The organism is Bdellovibrio sp. CKG001 (assembly GCF_055397465.1).
On the sequence record NZ_AP029173.1, the window covers coordinates 2,122,239 to 2,141,178 of the forward strand.

Below are 18,940 nucleotides of genomic sequence, written 5' to 3' on the forward strand. Positions count from 1 at the left end.
TAATTAAACAGGTTGAAGTTGATAAAAGATTGCCACGAATAAGCCAAGCAGATTTCTAGGCCCCAATTGGTCTTTCGTGTTTGTAATAATCAGAACTGATAAGAATGAAAAAAGTATCTAAAAAAAAATGGTAATTCCTAGGTGTCTCGCGGAACGAATTCCTTAAGACCCTTGTAAAACCCTATGAGCGCCAAACCCGTGGCGGCCGCCACTAAGGACAATGAGGTTGTCGTGATGCGCGCCACGGCCCCCCAAGTAATGGCCCCCAACGCCATGCCGGCATAGAACACGGCCAAAAACACCCCCAACATGGTGGCTTTTAAACGCGAAGCCCCTGTGATCTGGCGCGAACTCATGTTCATCAGGGTCGCCAGCACCAGCCAACCAATCCCGGCAAAGAACATCGCCGCACAAACGTACAAATATCCCGGCGCCAGTCCCAGCAGCAAAACGCCCACGGCATAGATCACATAAGATCCCGCCAAGGACTTGTTGGTGCGATGAGGCTGCATGATTTTTTCTGACAAGAAGGCACTGACACAGGCCCCAAGCCCCAAGAACCCCAATAAAGAACCGTATTGCAAAGATGACAACTGCAATTCAATACGCCCGCGGGTCGGGTACAACGCCCACAGTGAAGAGGCAAAGAATGTGACACAAAAGATTTCGGCCCACAGCTTCATATTATGCAATGACAACAAGGGCTTCCAGTCGTTTTCAACAATCTTGATATTCTGTTTTTCGGAAAGATCTTCTTTCACCGGCCATTTCCAGAAAAACAAGATCAACCCCAGAAACGAAAAACTGTTCACCAAAAAAGCGGCGCTGGGACCAAAGCCACTTAAAATCCCCCCGCCCAGCGTGGGACCTAACACCCGCGTGATGTTAATCCCCATGTAATACACAAGCACGGCCTGGGCTTGCATCGGAGTGGGCACCAGGTCCGTCAATACCGACTGAAACGCCGGGTTCGTCAAAGCAAAACCAATCCCCATCACCAGCGATAACCCCAGCAGACTGACTTCACTGACTTTTTCCTGCCAGACCAAATAAGCCAATAGACCTGCGGCAAAGAACATAAGTCCCTGCGCAAACAACAAAACTTTGCGTCTGTGTCCCAAGTCAGAAATATAGCCGGACGGAATACTTAGGAACAACACTGGCAAACTGCCTGTGAAAGACAGCAAAGAAACCACCAAGGGTGATATCGACAAATGTGTCATCACCCAACTGGCTGCCACATCCTGAATCCAGGTGCCTAGATTTGACAAAAAAGCACAGATCCAAAAGGATCTGTAGACAGAAATTTTCAGAGGAGACCAGACAGAGTCATTCATGACAAGTACAGCATACTCCTGAAAAACTTTGCGACCAATCTCTTCTTGGAAAAAAATAAGGATGTCAGGAGGTGCTTATGAGAAATCTATTAAGTATAATCCTCACAATGACCCTGCAACTTCCCGTTCTTGCCTTGGCCTCCCCGGTGGAGTTGAGGGTGAGCCCCACCACCATCGAAGCTCAATCCAGCAGGTACTATTACTATAACTTCGGCAGCGTGCGAGTGAACTGGAGTCAATATGCCGATCTTTACCTGCGCAACACAGGGCAAGAGCCCCTGCAAATCCGCGGCATCTACATCACCGGCGCCGCTTTCTGGGCCTGGAGCCAATGCCCCGAATTCTTGTTTCCAGGACAAAGCTGCCGGACCCGGGTGGAGTTCCGTCCCTGGCATGAAGGCTACTTCAGTGGCGCTTTAAGATTTAAGTTCCCCGATGGCAATATCATCGTGGATCTTTACGGCTGGGGAGTGCGGTACTAGCGAATACGGCGCAGAACCTTTTGCAAAAGACCGTGAGCCTGCTCGACCTTAAAGGCATATCCCAAGGCAAAATACAGCACTCCGTAAATCACCAAAGCAACCGCCGCGCGAATGATCACATGAAGGGAAGAATCCACCGCCAGGCGCACCACCAAGGCGCCTGCGCCCGCTCCAACCAGAGCCATCAACCACACTTTAGCTTGAAAGTTTAGTGGCAAGCCTGTTTTGCCGATTTTTTTGTTTAAGGCCTGACGAAGCAGGTAAAACTCAATCCAGGCCGCAACCCCAGCAGCCACTGTCAAACCCACTGTGCCCCACTGACGATCAAAACCCAAAGCCTCTGGCAGGTAGAATCCCCCCAGAACCCCCAACACCGTTGCGAAGATCACACGCACAATCGCAAACTGCAAGGGTGTTCGAGTGTCCTTCAAAGAATAAAAGGTCGACGAATACAAGCGTCCCAAAGTAGAAGCCAAAAGTCCTACCGTGTACCCGACCAAAACCAGCCAGACATAACGGGTGTTATCGGCTTGGAATTGACCTGTCTGAAAAACGGCTCCGACAATCAAATCCCCCAGAACAACAAACCCCACAACCGACGGGATAATAAAGAAGGCAATCTGCTGCAAACCGCGATTCAGACGACCTTGCAGGTAATGACGAATGTCCTCTTCGCTGCCCGTGGCCTGTGACATGGCCGGAAGCTCGGCCGCAGAAACACTCATGCCGAAAAGACTGACCGGAAGCAGATACAAAGTTTGCGCATAGGCCAAGGCGGAAACCGCCCCCGTCGGAAGCAAGCTGGCCAAAACGTTGTCAATATAGGCACTGATCTGAACCACACCACGAGAGAAAACCACGGGCACGAAATTGCGAACCACCGTGCGCACAGAGGATAAATTTAAATTCAAAGATGGAGAAATCTTTTTCCCCAATCTTAGCGCTGAGGGAAGCTGAATGAAGAACTGCAAAAAGCTTCCCGCCACAAGTCCCCAAGCCACCGTCACGGCCAGGTCAAACTGACCTTGTTTGCCACCCCATAAAACCAGTGCAGCAATAATCGACAGATTCCATATCACAGGAGCGACATAAGAAAGAAAGAAGCGACGGTGCGAGTTTAAAATCCCCAAGCACCATGCCGACATCACCAAAAAGCCGGTTCCAGGGAACAGAATCTGAACAATCTGAATCGTCAGAGTGCGTTTTTCCCCCGTAAAGCCCGGAGCAATAAGATCAATCAAAAAAGGTGTGGCGAAAACTCCCCCCAGAACCAAAATCGACGTCAGCAAAAACAACAAGCTGCCAATAACAGAGGCCACTTTCGCGGCCTCTTCATCGTGCTTCTTTGCCAGAAGTTGAGCATAAACCGGGATGAAGCTGGCTGATAGCACACCCTCACCAAAGAGATTCTGCAAAAAGTTAGGAATTTTCAGGGCCGCCTTAAAAGCATCCCCAGCATCGGAGTTCCCGAAAAAGTGGGCAAACACCCGTTCGCGGACCAAACCCGCGATCCGGCTTAAAAATATTCCCAGTCCCACTAAGAGCGCATGACTCTTCACTCTTCAACCTCTGTTTCTTCTTCTTCTTCGCCTTCGTTAAGCTGAAGCAGAATGCGCTCGGCAAGAACTCGATTGAAAGTCTTTAGCTTTGCGATCTCTTCAGGATCGGCCATTTTGATTTCATCAATAGACTGGAATCGAGTCAAAAGAAGTTTCTTCCTTTTTTCCCCTAAGCCCACAACATAGTCCAATTCACTTTCAAGCGAAGTGCCCTCCCGCAGTTTGCGGTGATAGGTGATGGCGAAACGATGGGCTTCGTCACGAATGCCCGTTAAAATATGCAATGCCTCTGCATTGTGCTTGAAAATCACTGGATTGGATCGCCCCGGCAGGAAGAAACGCTCTTCCGTGGACTCCACCTCCTGCTTCTGGAAGTCACTTTCCGTGCGGGCTTTGGCCAGTCCCACCACGGGAATGTCCTTGCGTCCGATTTCTTCCAGAATTTTCATCGCCTGTGCCAATTGCCCTTTACCACCATCGATCACGATCAACTGCGGATCTTCGTACTCCCTGTGCTTGAATCTGCGACTTAAGACCTCATACATGGAGGCAAAATCATTGATCCCCTGGACAGTTTTGATTTTATAACGGCGGTAATGCTCTTTTGCCGGAACACCGTCTTCAAAAACCACCTGCGAGGCCACAGTCTCGGCCCCTTGGAAGGTTGAAATATCATAACACTCAATTCGACGCGGACGATCTGTAAGACCAAAGCGTTCTTTGATCTCGTCAAGCCCCCGCAGTTTTTCCTCGGACTTGGAAACATACTTCAGGAAGTGGGCCTTGGCATTGTCATGGGCCATTTCCACCAGATTGCGCCCGCGCTCGTCCGTCGCAAATCTTACCACGGTCTTGCTGCCCGAGCGCTCTTTTAAGACCTCTTCCATTAACTTCGTCAGGTCATTGCCAATGTCCAGTGGCAACAAAACTTCGTCTGGAATGAAGTTGTCATCATAATACTGATTTAAGAAGTCCACCAGCCACTCGCGCGGATCCTCGATGGCATCGTTGGGATCAAAATGTGGAAGATAATGCGATCGGGTTCCGATCACGCGCCCCGCACGCACGTGGACGGTCTCAATAAGACAGCCACGCTCGTCACCAAAGAAGCCCACAGCATCCTGATCTTTTTCCGAGGTGTCGTTGATGACGGCCTGTTTTTGCAAGATCGCCTTGATCGACTCCACCGAGTCACGCAACCTGGCCGCCACCTCAAACTTTTCTTCGTCCGCCGCCGCCCGCATCTTTTCGGTCATGGCTTTGACCACTTTGCGGTTCTGACCTTTTAAGAATAACTTCGCACCTTCAATCTCGCCACGATAGTCATCCTTGGTGATGTACTCCACACAAGGGGCCGTGCAACGGCCAATCTGATAGGTCATGCAAGGGCGTTTGCGGGTTTTAAAAACCGCATCCGTGCAATCGCGGATTTTAAAAGTTCTGTTTAAAAAACGAATCGTACCCTGCACCGCCAGACCCGAGGTGTAAGGACCAAAATAAAGAGATCCGTCTTTTTTCACCTTTCGCGCCAAATACAGGCGCGGGAACTCATCCCCCCAGCTCAGGCGGATGTAGGGATAGGCTTTATCATCCCGCAGACGGATATTGTACTTCGGGCGGTGCTTTTTAATCAGCGAGGCCTCAAGCAGGAAGGCTTCGACCTCGGTTTTAGTCAGAATGTATTCAACTTCGTTGATGTTGGAAACCAGAAGTCGGGTTTTAGGCGAATGGTCCTTGCTGTCGGTGAAGTAGCTGCGCACCCGACTGCGCAGATTTTTGGCTTTGCCGACATAGATGATTTTGTCGGCGCTGTTTTTCATCAGGTAAACACCACTCTGCGTGGGAAACTCTTTGACCTTGTCGCGAACTTCCTCGAAGCGAGAACTACTTGAGGCCATCTTTGACAACCTCCGCGCTTTCTGCTTCCACCTCGCCACTGCGGACGTTCAATTCCACAATCTGCAGACGTTTGATTTCATCGCGGATTTTAGCCGCTTCTTCAAACTCGAGGTTCGCTGACAGCTCTTTCATACGTGCACGCAGCTTTTCGATCTCCTGCTGGATCTTTTCCGGCTGATGCGCAAATTTGTTCATGATAGCAGCGGACTTGTTCGCTCCGGCCAAAGGAGTCGATACAGTTCCATCAAACAGCTCACCCAGACCGTCTTTGATTTTCTTCTTCACGGATTGTGGTGTGATGCCGTGAGTTTCGTTGTATTCAGCCTGAATACGACGACGGCGTTCCGTTTCGTTGATCGCCTTTTGCATGCTTTCCGTGATCACGTCCCCATACAGAATTACCCGGCCATTCAAGTTTCGGGCCGCGCGCCCAATGGTTTGCACCAGGGATCTTTCCGAGCGCAGGAAGCCTTCTTTATCGGCATCGGTGATACCAACCAGACTGACCTCCGGGATATCCAGTCCTTCTCGCAGCAAATTGATTCCCACCAGGACATCAAAGACGCCCAGACGCAAATCCCGCAGGATCTCCATACGTTCCATGGTGTCGATTTCACTGTGCAGGTATTTGACTTTGATACCGAGGTTTTCGTAGTACTCCGTCAAATCTTCCGCCGAGCGTTTGGTCAGTGTCGTGATCAGGACGCGCTCTTGTTTTTTTACCCGTTCGCGGATTTCTTTTAACAGGTCATCCACCTGATGTTTGACCGGGCGAACTTCGACAACAGGATCAATTAAACCCGTCGGACGGATGATCTGCTCGACAATCACACCTTCGGATTTTTGCAGCTCATACACCCCCGGGGTTGCCGAGACATAGACGACCTTATCCATCATCCGCTCAAACTCCTGGAAGTTCAAAGGGCGATTGTCCAGTGCTGATGGCAGACGGAAACCGTGCTCCACCAGATTCATCTTGCGCGCCCGATCCCCGCGATACATGCCACCGATCTGAGGAATGGTGACGTGGGACTCATCCACAAACGTCACAAAGTCCTTGGGGAAATATTCAAGCAAAGTCGGAGGCGGTTCCCCCGGCCCACGACCAGTCATGTGACGGGAGTAGTTTTCAATACCCTGACAAAAACCCATCTGCTCCATCATCTCGATGTCGTAATAGGTTCTTTGTTCCAGGCGCTGGGCTTCCAGCAGTTTCATTTCTTTATTGAGCTGTGCCAGGCGGTCCCGCAATTCATCCTGGATTGTTTTAATGGCGTGCTTCAGGCCCTCATCACTGGTGACGTGGTGACTTCCCGGATAAATACCGACCTGATCCAGCTCTTCCAAAACCTGACCGGTCAAAGGATCAATCCATGAAAGACGCTCGATAAAGTCCCCGAAGAACTCCACCCGCACGGCGCGCTCTTCTTCATACGGAGGGAAGATTTCAACATTATCCCCGCGCACCCGCACGGTTCCGCGCGAGAAGTCCACGTTATTTCGCTGGTATTGAATGCGAATTAGTTCCCGCAGCAAATGATCCCGCTTCATCTCGGTGTTAGAGACAATTTGAATCATCATGCCTTCATAGGCTTCCGGAGAACCCAAACCATAAATACAAGACACGGAGCTGACAATAATCACATCCCGACGATCAAACAGGGATCTGGTGGCCGAGTGGCGCATGCGATCGATCTGCTCATTGATGGCCGAATCTTTTTCAATGTAGGTGTCTGTTGAAGGAATGTAGGCTTCCGGCTGATAGTAATCATAGTAGCTCACAAAGTACTCAACAGCATTGTGAGGGAACAGCTCTTTGAATTCGGCATACAACTGCGCCGCCAGTGTTTTATTCGGAGCCAAGACCAGCGCTGGTTGATTCAAATTGGCAATCGTATGGGCCATGGTGAAGGTCTTACCTGACCCGGTCACCCCCAGCAGCGTCTGATGTTTTAATCCTGCCGCAAAGTTTTCAGCAATTTGTTCAATCGCCTTCGGCTGATCACCAGAAGGTTTGAAGTCTGACACCAATTGAAAGTTCTTTTTGTAGGTAGAGCCCATCCCTCCAAGAATAGCACTTCCTTATGAAAGTACCCGCACTTTTTTGACCCTAGCCCCGCGTTATATGCGAGGTGGCATTAAAGGTCCTTGCCTCGGTGCAGACGTCAGTTGAGAGTTCTAGGATGAAACTATTCAAGCGAAGCCTTCTCGTATTTACAGCACTGGTTTTGATCCTGACTGTTGGCGCCTATTACTTTATGCGCCAGTCTTTGCCGCCCATGGAAGGAAGGCTCACTCTTGCAGGTCTGAGTTCCCCCGTCTTGGTCATTCGCGATCAGTACGGAATTCCTCACATCAAGGCCACGACGAAAGTGGACGCCCTGCGCGCCCTGGGATTTGTCATGGCCAGCGAAAGGCTGTTTCAAATGGAACTGTCCCGGCGCATGACTCAAGGGACTTTAAGTGAGGTCTTCGGTGAGCTGGCTTTAAAAAGTGACAAACTGTATCGCAGCCTGATGCTGCGCCGATCGGTTGAGCGCATGATTGAAAAAGAAAAACAAGAAGGCCGCTTCGACCAGAAGATGTGGGACGAAATGCAGGCTTACTTTGATGGGGTTAACGAATTCATCAAAACCCGCCCCCTTCCCTATGACCTGCAAATTGTCGGCATCAAACCTGAACCCTTCACGCCATGGGATGCCTACGTCATGACAGGCCACATGGCCTACAGTTTTGGCATTGCCCTGAAAGCGGATCCCCTAATGACTGAGTTTGCCAAAACCATGCCCGAAGATGTTTTTCAGGTTTTACGCAATGATCCGCTAAAAGCACCCCTGAAGATTTCTTCCTGGTCTGAATCCCTGGCCCCCTTCGTACTGCCAACTGAAAACCTTTTTGCCGGCAGTTTTGAAGGCAGCAACGCCTGGTTGATCTCTTCCGACAGATCTCAATCCGGCAAAAGTCTTTTCGCCAATGATCCGCATATTGGCTTTTCTCATCCGGCCACTTGGGTTGAGGCCCATATTCAAACTCCGGACTTTGAGCTTTACGGACACTATCTGCCTTTGGTTCCCTTTGCTGTTCTGGGGCACAATTTCCATCATGCCTGGGGCTTTACCATGTCTCTGGCTGACGACATGGATCTTTATGCCGAGACCCTGAACAAAGAAAAAAAGACGGTCGTTTTTTCTGGCAAAGAAGTCCCTTATCAGGAATGGACCGAAATCATTAAAATCAAAGACCAGAAGGACCTGATCTTGAATATGATTGAAACCCCGCATGGCCCGATCATGGACGAAACCCTGGAACGCAAGGGCCTGGCTTTAAAATGGGCTTATCATCGCCCGGACAACAACCCCATGAAGGCTCTGCGTGAAATGGCCGAAGCTCAGGACATGGTGACTTTTGAAAAAGCTTTGCAACATGGCACAGCTCCAGGACTCAACGTCATGTATGCCGATGCCGACAACATCGCCTGGTGGATCTTTGGCGACATAGCCGTCAAACAAAATCCAAATTCAGATATGATCTTAGATGGCGCCTCGGGCAAGGATGAATACGTTCGTGTCCTGTCGTGGCAGGAAAAACCTCATCAGATCAACCCCCCCTCCGGCATCATCGTGACAGCCAACTCCCGCCCGCCAGGACTGGATTCGTTAATTCGCGGCGACTGGCAGTCAGACGACCGCTATCAGACCCTGACACGCGCTTTAAGCGAAAAAGACCTGTGGAGCGCTGAAGACGTCAAAAACCTGCAAACTGAAAACTACAACTACCAAACACGACAACTTCTAGACAGACTTCTGGAAAATCTTCTTTTAAGTGAGTCCGACAAACAGCGCTTTGATAAGGAAATCACAGCCCTGAAAGCATGGAATCTGCACTCTGAGATTGATTCCACCGAGGCAAGCCTTTATCACCAATGGAACAATGAAATCGTGCTGACCCTGGTTGAACGAATGCCCGCAGAGCAGCGTGCGACTTATTTGACAACCCCTTACGCCTGGTCGTTCTATGAAAGAACAATGCTCAATGAGGCCTCGCCATGGTGGGCAGATCATAATAAGTCTGAAGTCATTTCCGCAGCATTTTTAAAGGCGATTAATAAAGTGCGCGGAACAACGTGGGGCGAACTTCACACCGTCGAATACACTCACCCGCTAGGACGCAGTTTTCCGCTGAATAAAATTTTTAACATCGGACCACACCCCATGCCAGGCGCCTATAATGAGATCAACAACAACAAAATGCGTGGGTTGGGAGGCGACTACAAAGTCGTCGCGGGCCCCTCCACACGACGCGTGATTGATTTTGCCCACCCTCAGGAAAGCTGGGGTATTAATCCCATCGGCATCTCGGGTCATATCTTGTCCCCGTTTTACAACGATCAGGTGCAGATGTTCCTTGAAGGAAAGTACCGTCCGCAACATATGAGTGATGAAGGCATTCAGAAACACATTCGCTACGAGATGACTTTAGTGCCTTGACTCATGAGCGTGCGGGTCAATTAAGATAGATAAACAACTTCGACTTGGAGATTTTTATGAAACACCTGCTTCTGACTGCAGCCCTTCTGACCGCCGCTTCCTCGGCCCAGGCCTTTGATATCAAGCCGGGCCTATGGGAAGCCAAGATGACTTTGACCCTGGATGGAAAAGTTTTTGATCCCATGGCGGAAATGAACAAGGCCCTGGCACAAGTGCCTGCAGAGCAGCGCAAACAAATGGAAGAAATGATGGCCAAGTCCGGCAGCCACATGCCAATTACAAAAGACGGCTATCGCATTTGCTACACTGCCGACATGCTGAACAATCCAAAGTCCGTTATGGATGCCACCAAATCCTGCACTACAAAGGTCACAACTCAAACTGCAAAGAAGATTTCAGGAACATTTGATTGCCCGAAGGAAGATGCCAAGGGCACTTTTGAGTGGACCGCCAAATCCGACACACAATACGAGGGTGTGATGACCGGCAAAAACAGCAAAGGCAAAGACACTGTCATTCGCTATGAAGGCAAGTTTGTTTCTACCGATTGCGGCAAAGTGAAGCCTGTAAAATAGCACCCCGACCTCGTTTTTCTTAGAGCTTCCTTTTCATCCCATGCATCATGGGGTTCAAAAGGAGGCTCTTATGTTTTGGGCAAAGACTCTTCTGGCCGCCACGGTCATTTCACTTTCCACTCTTCATGCGGAGGCCTACCCTTCGGTCGGCGATAAAGTTTCCTGGACTGGGGAAATCAATCGCAACGGTGAAACGCTGGGTGTGAAAATCACCAAAGAAATTCTTTCCCGAGACGAACAAAGCCATCTTTGGAAAATCCGTATCGATGCCTCCATCGGTGGTGAGAACAACAGTCATATTGTTGAAACCACAGACATGTACACACCTGAAAAATTCAAAAGCATCATCGCTGATTGCGTAAGAAGCGGTGGCAAGCTGGAAAAGCTCAAGGCCCCGGCTGGCACCTACAACACCTGTAAGATGAGCACGACTCTGAATGATGGAACCTTGATTGAGCGCTGGTGGGGTGACATCCCCTTCGGAGTCGTCAGTAAAATCACTCGGGACTCCGGAAAGTTGCCGATCTCCAAGCCGGATCTGGATTCCATTATTGCCGGCCTGTGAACACTTGTATGAAGTCGAAAACATTCATTTTTTAAAGATCGTTCCAGAAAGTTCCGAAGAGTACGTGGATGATCTCTCTCGCACGTACCAGACAGTTTATCATTTTAAAGCAACCTTGGACCGTCTTGACGACACTGGTGCTTACGCTGCTTTTAAGTGCATGCAGCAAACACAGCAATTTCTATCGTGAGTTTGCCTCAGGAAAAGGCATTGTCTCAACAACGCCGGTGATCAATAATTCCCAACTTAAGGCAAACTCGACTCTGGAGCTGTCTTGGACGATTAAAGACATCACTCTACTGGACTCGTTGGTCATTTTTGAGATCTCCACCAACGCCGGCACCTCCTGGGCTGAGGTGGGTCGATCCACCACAAAAGCCAGACGATACTCCTTACAAGTGCCGGACATCGAATCAGATCAAGTTCAGGTTCGCGCATCTTATCTGGATAAAAATGGTTCGAAGTCACCCTTCTTTGAGACTTCGCCACTGGTGGTGGACGTAAATTCCCCCGTGGTGACCCTCAACTCCATGAACACCCATGGAATCTACAAAGGCGGGACCACCAGATCCATTTCTTGGTCAGCCCAGGACATGTCATTTACCGCAAGCCCCACAACGCTCTTCTACTCCACGGACGGCGGCGTCTCTTGGCAGGTCATTGCCGACAACCAGCCCCCGACTGGCATTTACTCTTGGACAATCCCGTCTATCAACTCGTCAAACGTACGCATAAAAGTCGCAACCCACGACGTCCATGGAAGATCCTCTGAGGCCGTTTCGACAAAGCCATTCACCATCGATTCCACAGGGCCCACTTTAAGCGTTCTTTCGCCAGGGGCTAGCGAGAGCTGGAATGGGCTCACCAACAACACCCTAAGTTGGACAAGCTCAGACCTGCACCCAAGCGAAAACCCCATCACCATTGAGTTTTCAAATGATGGTGGAGCAAATTACGTCGTACTTTATAAAAAGATTAAAAATACCGGTTCCCAAATCATCAGCAGCACTGATCTTGCTGCGGTTGTCGATTCGACCAATTGTGTGATCCGAATCACTGCCACAGACCAAGCTGGCAATCAAACCACGGCTGTCTCTCCGACATTCCGCCTGAGTCGCAATCTGCCACAACTGACCTTGACACAAAAAAGACTGAACTACGCAAATGGGGATCTTTATTCGTTCAGCGGAACCTGTGACCGCTCAGCTTCCATGAGTGAAAATCCTGGCGTAGTTGTCACTCCTGCCGCAGCTCCGATGCTGCCCACGACAGTTTCGTGTGATGGAGTTTCAGACATCGGAACCTGGAGTTTCAATTCAAATCAGGCCACAGACGGCTCCTACGAATACTCTTTCAGTCAAACAAACAATGTCAGCGACGGTTCAGCAACTATGACTTTAAAGTCAACCTGGATTCGCGAAACGGTGGTTCCGACAGTTGCATCTCTTCAGATTGAAAAAGGTGCCGAGGTCACAACCAGCCCTTTCGTAGCCGTTGAAATCTCTGCCACAGACAACAGCTCCGCCCCTTTGACCGTGCAGTTGCAAGAGGCCACTGATGAAAATGCCAGTTGTCTTTTTGACAAGTTCGAAAGTTTTGAAATGTCCTCTGCGACAGCCAGTAAGAATCTAAGCCTGCGAGCTGTCGACGGTCTGAAAAAGATTTGTGCCCGTGTTTTGGATCAGGCTGGAAACACATCCGTGATGACCCTCCCGACGGGAGATCTGGGAACCAACGCCGACACCATCGCCTTCGAGGGGAATTCGCCCCCGACGGTCGATTCTTTTGCAGTTTTCAACCCGACCAATCAAAGCAAAAACTTCAATGCCGGTGATCCCGTCCATATATCCTGGGCCGTGAAAGACGCCACAGCTCTGGCCTCTTCCCCAATCTCTCTTGATTACACCTTGGACGGATCCACATGGATTCCATTGATAAAGAAATACGGCACGCTTGGCACAGGAACTAAAACATATTCGGACTCTTATACCCACTTCTCTGCACCAGCCAGCTACTTCATGGTACGTATCAGCGTAGAGGACCAAGCTGGAAACAAGTCATTCCGGGTCAATTCAGCACCCCTCAACGCTCCGAATTGGTCGATCTTCGCAGGCAGCCTCGACAATGGCATCGGAGGAACTCCGAAAACCATCAGTTTCCAGAACTCAAATTCCACGTCCCAGTCCATCGCCGTTCACCCACTGACGGGAGACATCTTCACTGTGTCCGCCATGGGAGTTGTTCGATTCAGCCCCTCTGCCGGTACCAGTGAGTTGGTCATCGGCGTCAACATGGCCGTCAGAAACTGGGCCGACACCGGACTCTCGGCCGATGGCGGAAGCTACACCCTGCCAAAACTGTCTTTAAGCTTCCTGAGCATCTCCTTTGACAACAACGGGCTCCTCTATGTCAGCACCGCTCTTTCCGACAACAGGTCTGTCGCCCGTATCTACCAGTTGGATTTGGAAAAGAAAACATCCCGTCACTACGCCGGCGGCGGGGCTCACTATGATGCCAAACAACTTTCAGGCATCACGGCCAAGGATCTTTCAACCCATCTAGGACCCATCCCGTTTGACGAAGACAATTCACTGTATATGAATGTTCCCTGCTCGACCGCAGGCGACGCTGCAGAGACTCGCCGGCAGCTGGTAAAAATCCCTCAACTCGCTGATGGAACTCCGGGGGCACCCACTCATGTCGCCGGAAACTGTGCTGCGGGAAATGGTGTTAACAATACACTGGCGACAGAAACTCCGTTTTCCACTGGTTTGTATTATCTCTACTCCAGCCTGGTTGTGCGAGACCGAGGTCAAAAGATCTACCTAGCTCCCTATGGGGGAGCGGTTTACAAGATTATCAACGGCCAACACTACACAACCTCCATCACCATCACCGCAGCCCGGGGCCTGCTTTGGAGCAACGTCGACAATCATCTCTATGTGGTTCACAACTCTGCGGCCCATGATCTGATTCACAAATGGGCCAATCCAGGATTGGCCCAAACTGCAGGGGAAACTTCTGCTGGGGTTGTCCTGAGCTACAAGGGAACTGCGGGAAATTGCTGGGAAGATGACGTGTACGCCGTTGATGCCTGCAGCTTCCTGGATCTTGCCATGGCCCACGACAAGAATAATAACTTATTCTTCTTAGACGGCCTGAAGCTGAACACAACCGGATCCTACCGGGTTCGCTTCATTGATCCCACAGGTCGAGTGCAAACTATCGCCGGAACTATGCCCTTCTTCGGAAAAGACATGGACAAGATGCTCTTCCGCGCCACTGGCTTGGGCTCGATTTTCTATAAAACCAGCACCGAACCCGGAAGCATCTGGAGCCCTGGATTGTATTTTGCTGATAAAGTGGGCCAGGTTCTAGGATATATTGGCTCTGACAACAAAACAAAAGTGCTTTGGGGCAATCAGGTTAACGGACCAACCACCTATGTCCCAACAGGCACAGCGATATCTCCGGATATCCCCATGGGCTATCGCTACGCCGAAAATGGCGGTGTACTGACCTTCAACTCCGAGGGGCTTCCGTGGATGCGCGTCTCCAATCGTCTACTGAGTATCGACAAAGATGGCAAAGTCGTCGCAAGACAAACCGGCAGCACAGGCGCTCAGTGGCATACCGCCACGACCCCCTCAACCTCGTCCATGTACGTCTCCGGCGGCAGACAAAATCTTGCGATGAAGAAAGACAGTATCGTCTTTCTGATGGGTAAGTACACAAGCCCACTGAACATTCTGACGGATGACCCTAAAATAAGTGCTTTCAATTTCACTTCCGACACAGTGACAAATATTCTGGGACCTGTGGGAGGTCCCACTCCAGCGCCGGACCAAAGCACTCCAACGGACTTAAGAGGCTTTAACTTATCATCAGTCTGTATAAGTTCTTACTGCGCTTTACAATTCATAGAAAATGATCCGGCCCTGGAAACCGATGATGAACTCTTCTTCATCGAAGGGCTTAAAATTCGCAAGATCACCAATCCCCTGAACCCGGGGGCACAAACACTTCACACTGTTTTTAGCGTCACACCGGACTTTATCACCATCCCGTGGGGTGCAACTGGTGACCACAATCAGATTGCGAACTTCTTTGTCACACCAGACAAATCCAGAATTTTCTATCTGAGCGAAAATAAAATTTACTGCACCATGATTAACGGCAACATCTCTAAGTGGTGCAACGAAACTGCACTTGGTCCATTTGCAGGGGCCGGAGATATTCCCAAACTGCCCAGCCAATTCACCATGATGGATAGCGACACCCTGCTTATCAGCACAGGACGAGTCGTCTTGCGTTTTGATTTCCCGCTGGATTAAATCGCAGGCAAATGGCAGAAAAAAGCCCTCTTTCGAGGGCTTTTAAAAGAGCTATTTCGTCACTTCCCAGAAGCTGCCTTCCGGTGTGTCACTGACAGAAATCCCCAGGGCGGTGATCTTCGCACGAAGCTCATCCGATTTCGCAAAATCCTTGGCGGCGCGAGCCTCCCCGCGTTCAGCCACAAGTTTATCGACAGCAGCTCTTTCCAGATTCATTTTCTTTAGCAACATATCATCCAGCTTGATCAGGAATTCATGTGCTGGCTCCTGGAACAGGCTCATGATTGAGCCGACCTTACGAACGAAATTGCGGAATGCCAGAGCTTTACCCTGAATCGCCGGATTTACTTTCATGCCACGACGAACTTGTGCGTTGAACTGCCGAACCACCTCAAACACAGCCGCAAAAGTATCCGGAGTGCCGAAGTCATGATTCATGGCCTCTTCCACCTTCTTCCACGCCTCTTGCGTGATCTTGGCAAAGGCGGCATCTTCCTGAGTCACATCCGCAGTCAGATAACTTTCTGCCATTGACAAGGCAGAATACACACGAGACAAGCCCCCGACAGCACGTTCGATGGTCTCATCACTGAATTCGCTCATTGTGCGATAGTGTGCAGACAGAATCATCCATTTATAGATCTCGGCGTTGTACATCTCCAGGAATTCACGCATGGTCACGATATTTCCCAAAGACTTGGACATTTTCTGTCCGCCGAAGTTCAGCATGTTATTGTGCATCCAGTATTTTACGAATGTTTTTCCGGTGCAGCCTTCACTTTGTGCGATTTCATTTTCATGGTGCGGGAAGATCAAATCCATACCGCCACCATGAATGTCAATCTGATCACCGAAAATATTTTTGATCATCGCCGAGCACTCAATGTGCCAGCCCGGACGTCCCGGCCCCCACGGTGACGGCCAGGAAACCTCTCCTGGCTTTGCTGCCTTCCAAAGAGCAAAGTCCATGGGGTTTCTTTTCTTTTCATCAACCTCCACGCGGGCGCCAGCCATCAGATCATCCGTATTGCGGCCACTAAGCTTGCCATAGTCTTTGAAGGATTCGATGGAATAAAGAACATCCCCTTGCGCCTCGTAGGCTTTCTTCTGAGCCACCAAACTTTCCACCATGGAGCGAATATCGTCCATGTGTTCAGTCACCTTGGGGTTCATGTCATGCGGACGAAGCCCCAGCAGCGCGAAATCTTTTTTGTATTCGGCGATGTATTTTTCAGACAACTCGTTCGGCGACATTCCCAGTTCGTGGGCGCGATTGATAATCTTGTCATCCACATCCGTAAAGTTCAAAGCATAGGTCACTTTGTAACCTGAATGCTCCAGCCAGTTGCGAACCATGTTGAAGACCACCGGACCACGGAAATTTCCCACATGCAGGAAGTTATAAACCGTAGGACCACACACGTACATTTTCACCTGACCCGGAGTCAGTGGTACGAATTCTTCAAGCTGCTTACTTTGCGAGTTGTGGATCTTCAACGACATTTTATTCACCTATACTTTTGCCAGCGCCTGCTCTGCGCGGGACACCAAAGAGGATTTCTTCATCAGCGGCACCAAAGTTTTTAGCTCCGCCCCGTGAGGTTTTCCAATCACCGCCACACGAATTGGCATGAAAAGATGCTTTCCTTTGGCCCCGGTTTGATTCTTCACCTCATCCTGAAGTTTCAGGAAATCGTCTTCCGTCATATAATCCGCAGGGAACGCTGCCACCAGATCTCTCCATGCCGTCAGAACCGCCTTGGTGGGTTCCCACTTCAGGGTTTCATCTGCTTCTGGAAGGATGACATAGGCCTTGTCATTCAGCGGACGATACAGCTCAATTGCATCGGCCAAAATTTCCATATAAGGCTTAAACAAATCCAGGGACTTGCTTTGCCATGCCGGATCCTGCGGAAGCTCCATGTGTTCGCGCGCCAGGAACGGCTGAATCGCTTTCCAAAGCTCGGCATTCGGAAGCGCACGCAAGTGCTGTGCATTCACCCACTTGAATTTCACGCGGTCAAAGATCGCTCCAGAAGGATTCAGACGGGAAATATCAAAGACCTGCTTCATGTCCTCCACAGACAAAAGCTCACGCCCTTGAGGATCGGACCAGCCCAACAAAGCAATAAAGTTCAACACGGCACTGGCCAAGTAACCTTCGTCTTTGAGTTGACCGCAAGCCACGGCGCCTTTGCGCTTGGAAAGTTTTTGACGATCTTCATCCAAGATCAAAGCCATGTGACCGAATTCCGGGATTTCCCAATTCATCGCCTCATAGATCATCAACTGGCGCAACGTGTTTGGCAGATGCTCTTCCGCACGGAAGACATGGGTGATTTTCATCAAATGGTCATCCACCACACAGCAGAAGTTGTAAACCGGCATACCGTCAGAGCGAAGCAACACGAAGTCCCCCACCATGTCTGACGGGAACTTCACTTCACCACGGACCAGGTCGGTGAAGACATAGTCTTTCTCAAGACCCTTGGTTTTATAACGAACCACCGCTTTGTCGCCCGTCTTCAGGCGCTCTAAAGCTTTTTCCAGCGGCCAGTCCTGATACGGCGACTGCAAATGTGCGAAGCTGCCATTGGCTTTGGCTTCTTCTTTTTGCTTTTCAATTTCCGCTTCAGTCATGAAGCAGTAATAGGCTTTGCCTTCTTTCAGAAGTTTGTCGGCAATTTCTTTGTAAATATGCAGGCGCTCACTTTGACGATAAGGACCGTGGGGCCCCACATCTTTCAAGGTCACGGGGTCGACACCCTCATCCCACATCAAACCCAGCCAAACCAGATCATCCACCACACCACGCAAAGATTCTTGTGTGGAGCGAGCCTCATCCGTGTCTTCGATACGCAGAATGAATTCACCGCCGTTTTTCTTAGCAAAAAGATAGTTATAAAGAGCAGTACGCGCACCACCCACGTGCAAATAACCCGTTGGGGAAGGAGCAAAACGAACACGAACATGCGGAGAAATTTTAGCGGACATAAGAACTCCAAGAGCCTGAAACCAGCCTAAAAAACAAAAGGGCCTGGTTGTTAAACCAAGCCCCGAATTTATTATGTTTTTTGGAAATCGTCTAGCCTGTAATGCCGAAGATGGCTTTAACTTCTTCCTCTTTGAAAAGCTCTTCTTGGCTGGTGGCCAAAGTGAGTTCTTTTAGAAGAAGCGTGCGCGCAGAGTCCAACATCTTGCGCTCACCGAAGGACAGCTCTTTGTCCGCTTTCAGCAGGAACAAATCGCGCAAAACTTCAGCAATCTCGAACACGGAGCCTGTTTTGATTTTCTCCATGTATTCACGATAACGGCGGTTCCAGGTCTGATTGTCGATCTTGATGTCTTTTTCTTTAAGGATTCCAACAACTCTGGAAGCTTCTGACTTGGAAATGATCGGACGAAGACCTGCGGACTTTACATTCGTCGTTGGGATCATGATTTTCAAACCCGTGTCTACCAACTGCATGTTATAGAACGTAGTTTTAGTTCCCAACATTTCCTTGGTTTCAATAGAAACCACTTTAACAACGCCATATCCAGGATAAACTGCATTATCACCGACATCAAACGTCTGCATTCACGAACCTCCCCAAGGATAAAAGGGACACATCCATTGATCTAAGCTTTAAGCTAGACTTTTGGACAGACTTACAACCTCGACTGTTCTATCAAATTTGACACGAGTTATCAAACAAGAGC

Annotated in this window: 12 protein-coding genes; 5 read left to right on the forward strand and 7 right to left on the reverse strand. The window is 49.9% G+C overall.

The annotated features are described in order from the left end of the window. Nucleotides 1-137 precede the first annotated feature (137 nt). Nucleotides 138-1,337: an MFS transporter gene (locus ACZ50P_RS10250; RefSeq protein WP_464117109.1), complete on the reverse strand. Its 1,200-nt coding sequence runs from the start codon at nt 1,335-1,337 to the stop codon at nt 138-140. Between the two features lie 77 nt (nt 1,338-1,414). On the opposite strand from ACZ50P_RS10250, the gene ACZ50P_RS10255 reads away from it, so the two are divergent. Next, entirely contained in the window at nt 1,415-1,819 is a 405-nt protein-coding gene (locus ACZ50P_RS10255) for an Ig-like domain-containing protein (RefSeq protein ID WP_464130941.1), read from the forward strand. Here the strand turns inward: ACZ50P_RS10255 and murJ are convergent. Genes murJ through uvrB form a run of 3 tightly spaced genes read right to left on the reverse strand, consistent with a single transcriptional unit; the run spans nt 1,816 to nt 7,338 of the window. Continuing rightward, on the reverse strand, nt 1,816-3,378 hold the full coding sequence (murJ, locus tag ACZ50P_RS10260; RefSeq protein ID WP_464130943.1) for a murein biosynthesis integral membrane protein MurJ: 1,563 nt from the start codon (nt 3,376-3,378) through the stop codon (nt 1,816-1,818). The genes ACZ50P_RS10255 and murJ overlap by 4 nt on opposite strands. Further along, nucleotides 3,375-5,276 (reverse strand): excinuclease ABC subunit UvrC, encoded by a 1,902-nt coding sequence (gene uvrC / locus ACZ50P_RS10265; protein ID WP_464130944.1) that lies wholly within the window; start codon nt 5,274-5,276, stop codon nt 3,375-3,377. The genes murJ and uvrC overlap by 4 nt, the downstream gene beginning before the upstream one ends. Then, nucleotides 5,263-7,338 (reverse strand): excinuclease ABC subunit UvrB, encoded by a 2,076-nt coding sequence (uvrB, locus tag ACZ50P_RS10270; protein ID WP_464130945.1) that lies wholly within the window; start codon nt 7,336-7,338, stop codon nt 5,263-5,265. The genes uvrC and uvrB overlap by 14 nt, the downstream gene beginning before the upstream one ends. 122 nt (nt 7,339-7,460) lie before the next feature. Between uvrB and ACZ50P_RS10275 the strand changes: the two genes are divergently transcribed. The 4 genes from ACZ50P_RS10275 to ACZ50P_RS10290 all read left to right on the forward strand — a co-directional run bounded on the left by ACZ50P_RS10275 (nt 7,461) and on the right by ACZ50P_RS10290 (nt 15,238). Beyond that, nucleotides 7,461-9,764: a penicillin acylase family protein gene (locus ACZ50P_RS10275; protein ID WP_464130947.1), complete on the forward strand. Its 2,304-nt coding sequence runs from the start codon at nt 7,461-7,463 to the stop codon at nt 9,762-9,764. 56 nt (nt 9,765-9,820) lie between these two features. Continuing rightward, nucleotides 9,821-10,339, forward strand: a complete 519-nt coding sequence (locus ACZ50P_RS10280; RefSeq protein WP_464130948.1) for a DUF3617 domain-containing protein — start codon at nt 9,821-9,823, stop codon at nt 10,337-10,339. Between the two features lie 70 nt (nt 10,340-10,409). Beyond that, nucleotides 10,410-10,904 carry a hypothetical protein gene (locus ACZ50P_RS10285; protein WP_464130949.1) on the forward strand — a complete coding sequence of 165 codons (495 nt, stop codon included), beginning with the start codon at nt 10,410-10,412 and terminating at the stop codon, nt 10,902-10,904. A gap of 68 nt (nt 10,905-10,972) precedes the next feature. Continuing rightward, nucleotides 10,973-15,238, forward strand: coding sequence for a hypothetical protein (locus ACZ50P_RS10290; protein ID WP_464130951.1), 4,266 nt, complete (start codon nt 10,973-10,975; stop codon nt 15,236-15,238). A gap of 51 nt (nt 15,239-15,289) precedes the next feature. Here ACZ50P_RS10290 and cysS read toward each other — a convergent pair whose 3' ends face one another. From cysS to ACZ50P_RS10305, 3 genes are all read right to left on the reverse strand, one after another. Further along, complete coding sequence (gene cysS / locus ACZ50P_RS10295) at nt 15,290-16,741, reverse strand: cysteine--tRNA ligase (protein ID WP_464130952.1); 1,452 nt, start codon at nt 16,739-16,741, stop codon at nt 15,290-15,292. A gap of 9 nt (nt 16,742-16,750) precedes the next feature. Beyond that, nucleotides 16,751-18,232, reverse strand: coding sequence for a glutamate--tRNA ligase (gltX, locus tag ACZ50P_RS10300; RefSeq protein WP_464130953.1), 1,482 nt, complete (start codon nt 18,230-18,232; stop codon nt 16,751-16,753). 91 nt (nt 18,233-18,323) lie between these two features. Beyond that, on the reverse strand, nt 18,324-18,818 hold the full coding sequence (locus tag ACZ50P_RS10305; protein WP_347357796.1) for a CarD family transcriptional regulator: 495 nt from the start codon (nt 18,816-18,818) through the stop codon (nt 18,324-18,326). Nucleotides 18,819-18,940 lie beyond the last annotated feature (122 nt).

Excerpts from the sequence above, each read along its gene's own strand:
- ACZ50P_RS10280 (WP_464130948.1), top strand. The coding sequence starts at position 9,821 with ATGAAACACCTGCTTCTGACTGCAGCCCTTCTGACCGCCGCTTCCTCG.
- uvrB (WP_464130945.1), bottom strand. The coding sequence starts at position 7,338 with ATGGGCTCTACCTACAAAAAGAACTTTCAATTGGTGTCAGACTTCAAA.
- cysS (WP_464130952.1), bottom strand. The coding sequence starts at position 16,741 with ATGTCGTTGAAGATCCACAACTCGCAAAGTAAGCAGCTTGAAGAATTC.
- uvrC (WP_464130944.1), bottom strand. The coding sequence starts at position 5,276 with ATGGCCTCAAGTAGTTCTCGCTTCGAGGAAGTTCGCGACAAGGTCAAA.
- ACZ50P_RS10255 (WP_464130941.1), top strand. The coding sequence starts at position 1,415 with ATGAGAAATCTATTAAGTATAATCCTCACAATGACCCTGCAACTTCCC.
- ACZ50P_RS10250 (WP_464117109.1), bottom strand. The coding sequence starts at position 1,337 with ATGAATGACTCTGTCTGGTCTCCTCTGAAAATTTCTGTCTACAGATCC.
- ACZ50P_RS10305 (WP_347357796.1), bottom strand. The coding sequence starts at position 18,818 with ATGCAGACGTTTGATGTCGGTGATAATGCAGTTTATCCTGGATATGGC.
- gltX (WP_464130953.1), bottom strand. The coding sequence starts at position 18,232 with ATGTCCGCTAAAATTTCTCCGCATGTTCGTGTTCGTTTTGCTCCTTCC.
- ACZ50P_RS10290 (WP_464130951.1), top strand. The coding sequence starts at position 10,973 with ATGATCTCTCTCGCACGTACCAGACAGTTTATCATTTTAAAGCAACCT.
- ACZ50P_RS10285 (WP_464130949.1), top strand. The coding sequence starts at position 10,410 with ATGTTTTGGGCAAAGACTCTTCTGGCCGCCACGGTCATTTCACTTTCC.
- ACZ50P_RS10275 (WP_464130947.1), top strand. The coding sequence starts at position 7,461 with ATGAAACTATTCAAGCGAAGCCTTCTCGTATTTACAGCACTGGTTTTG.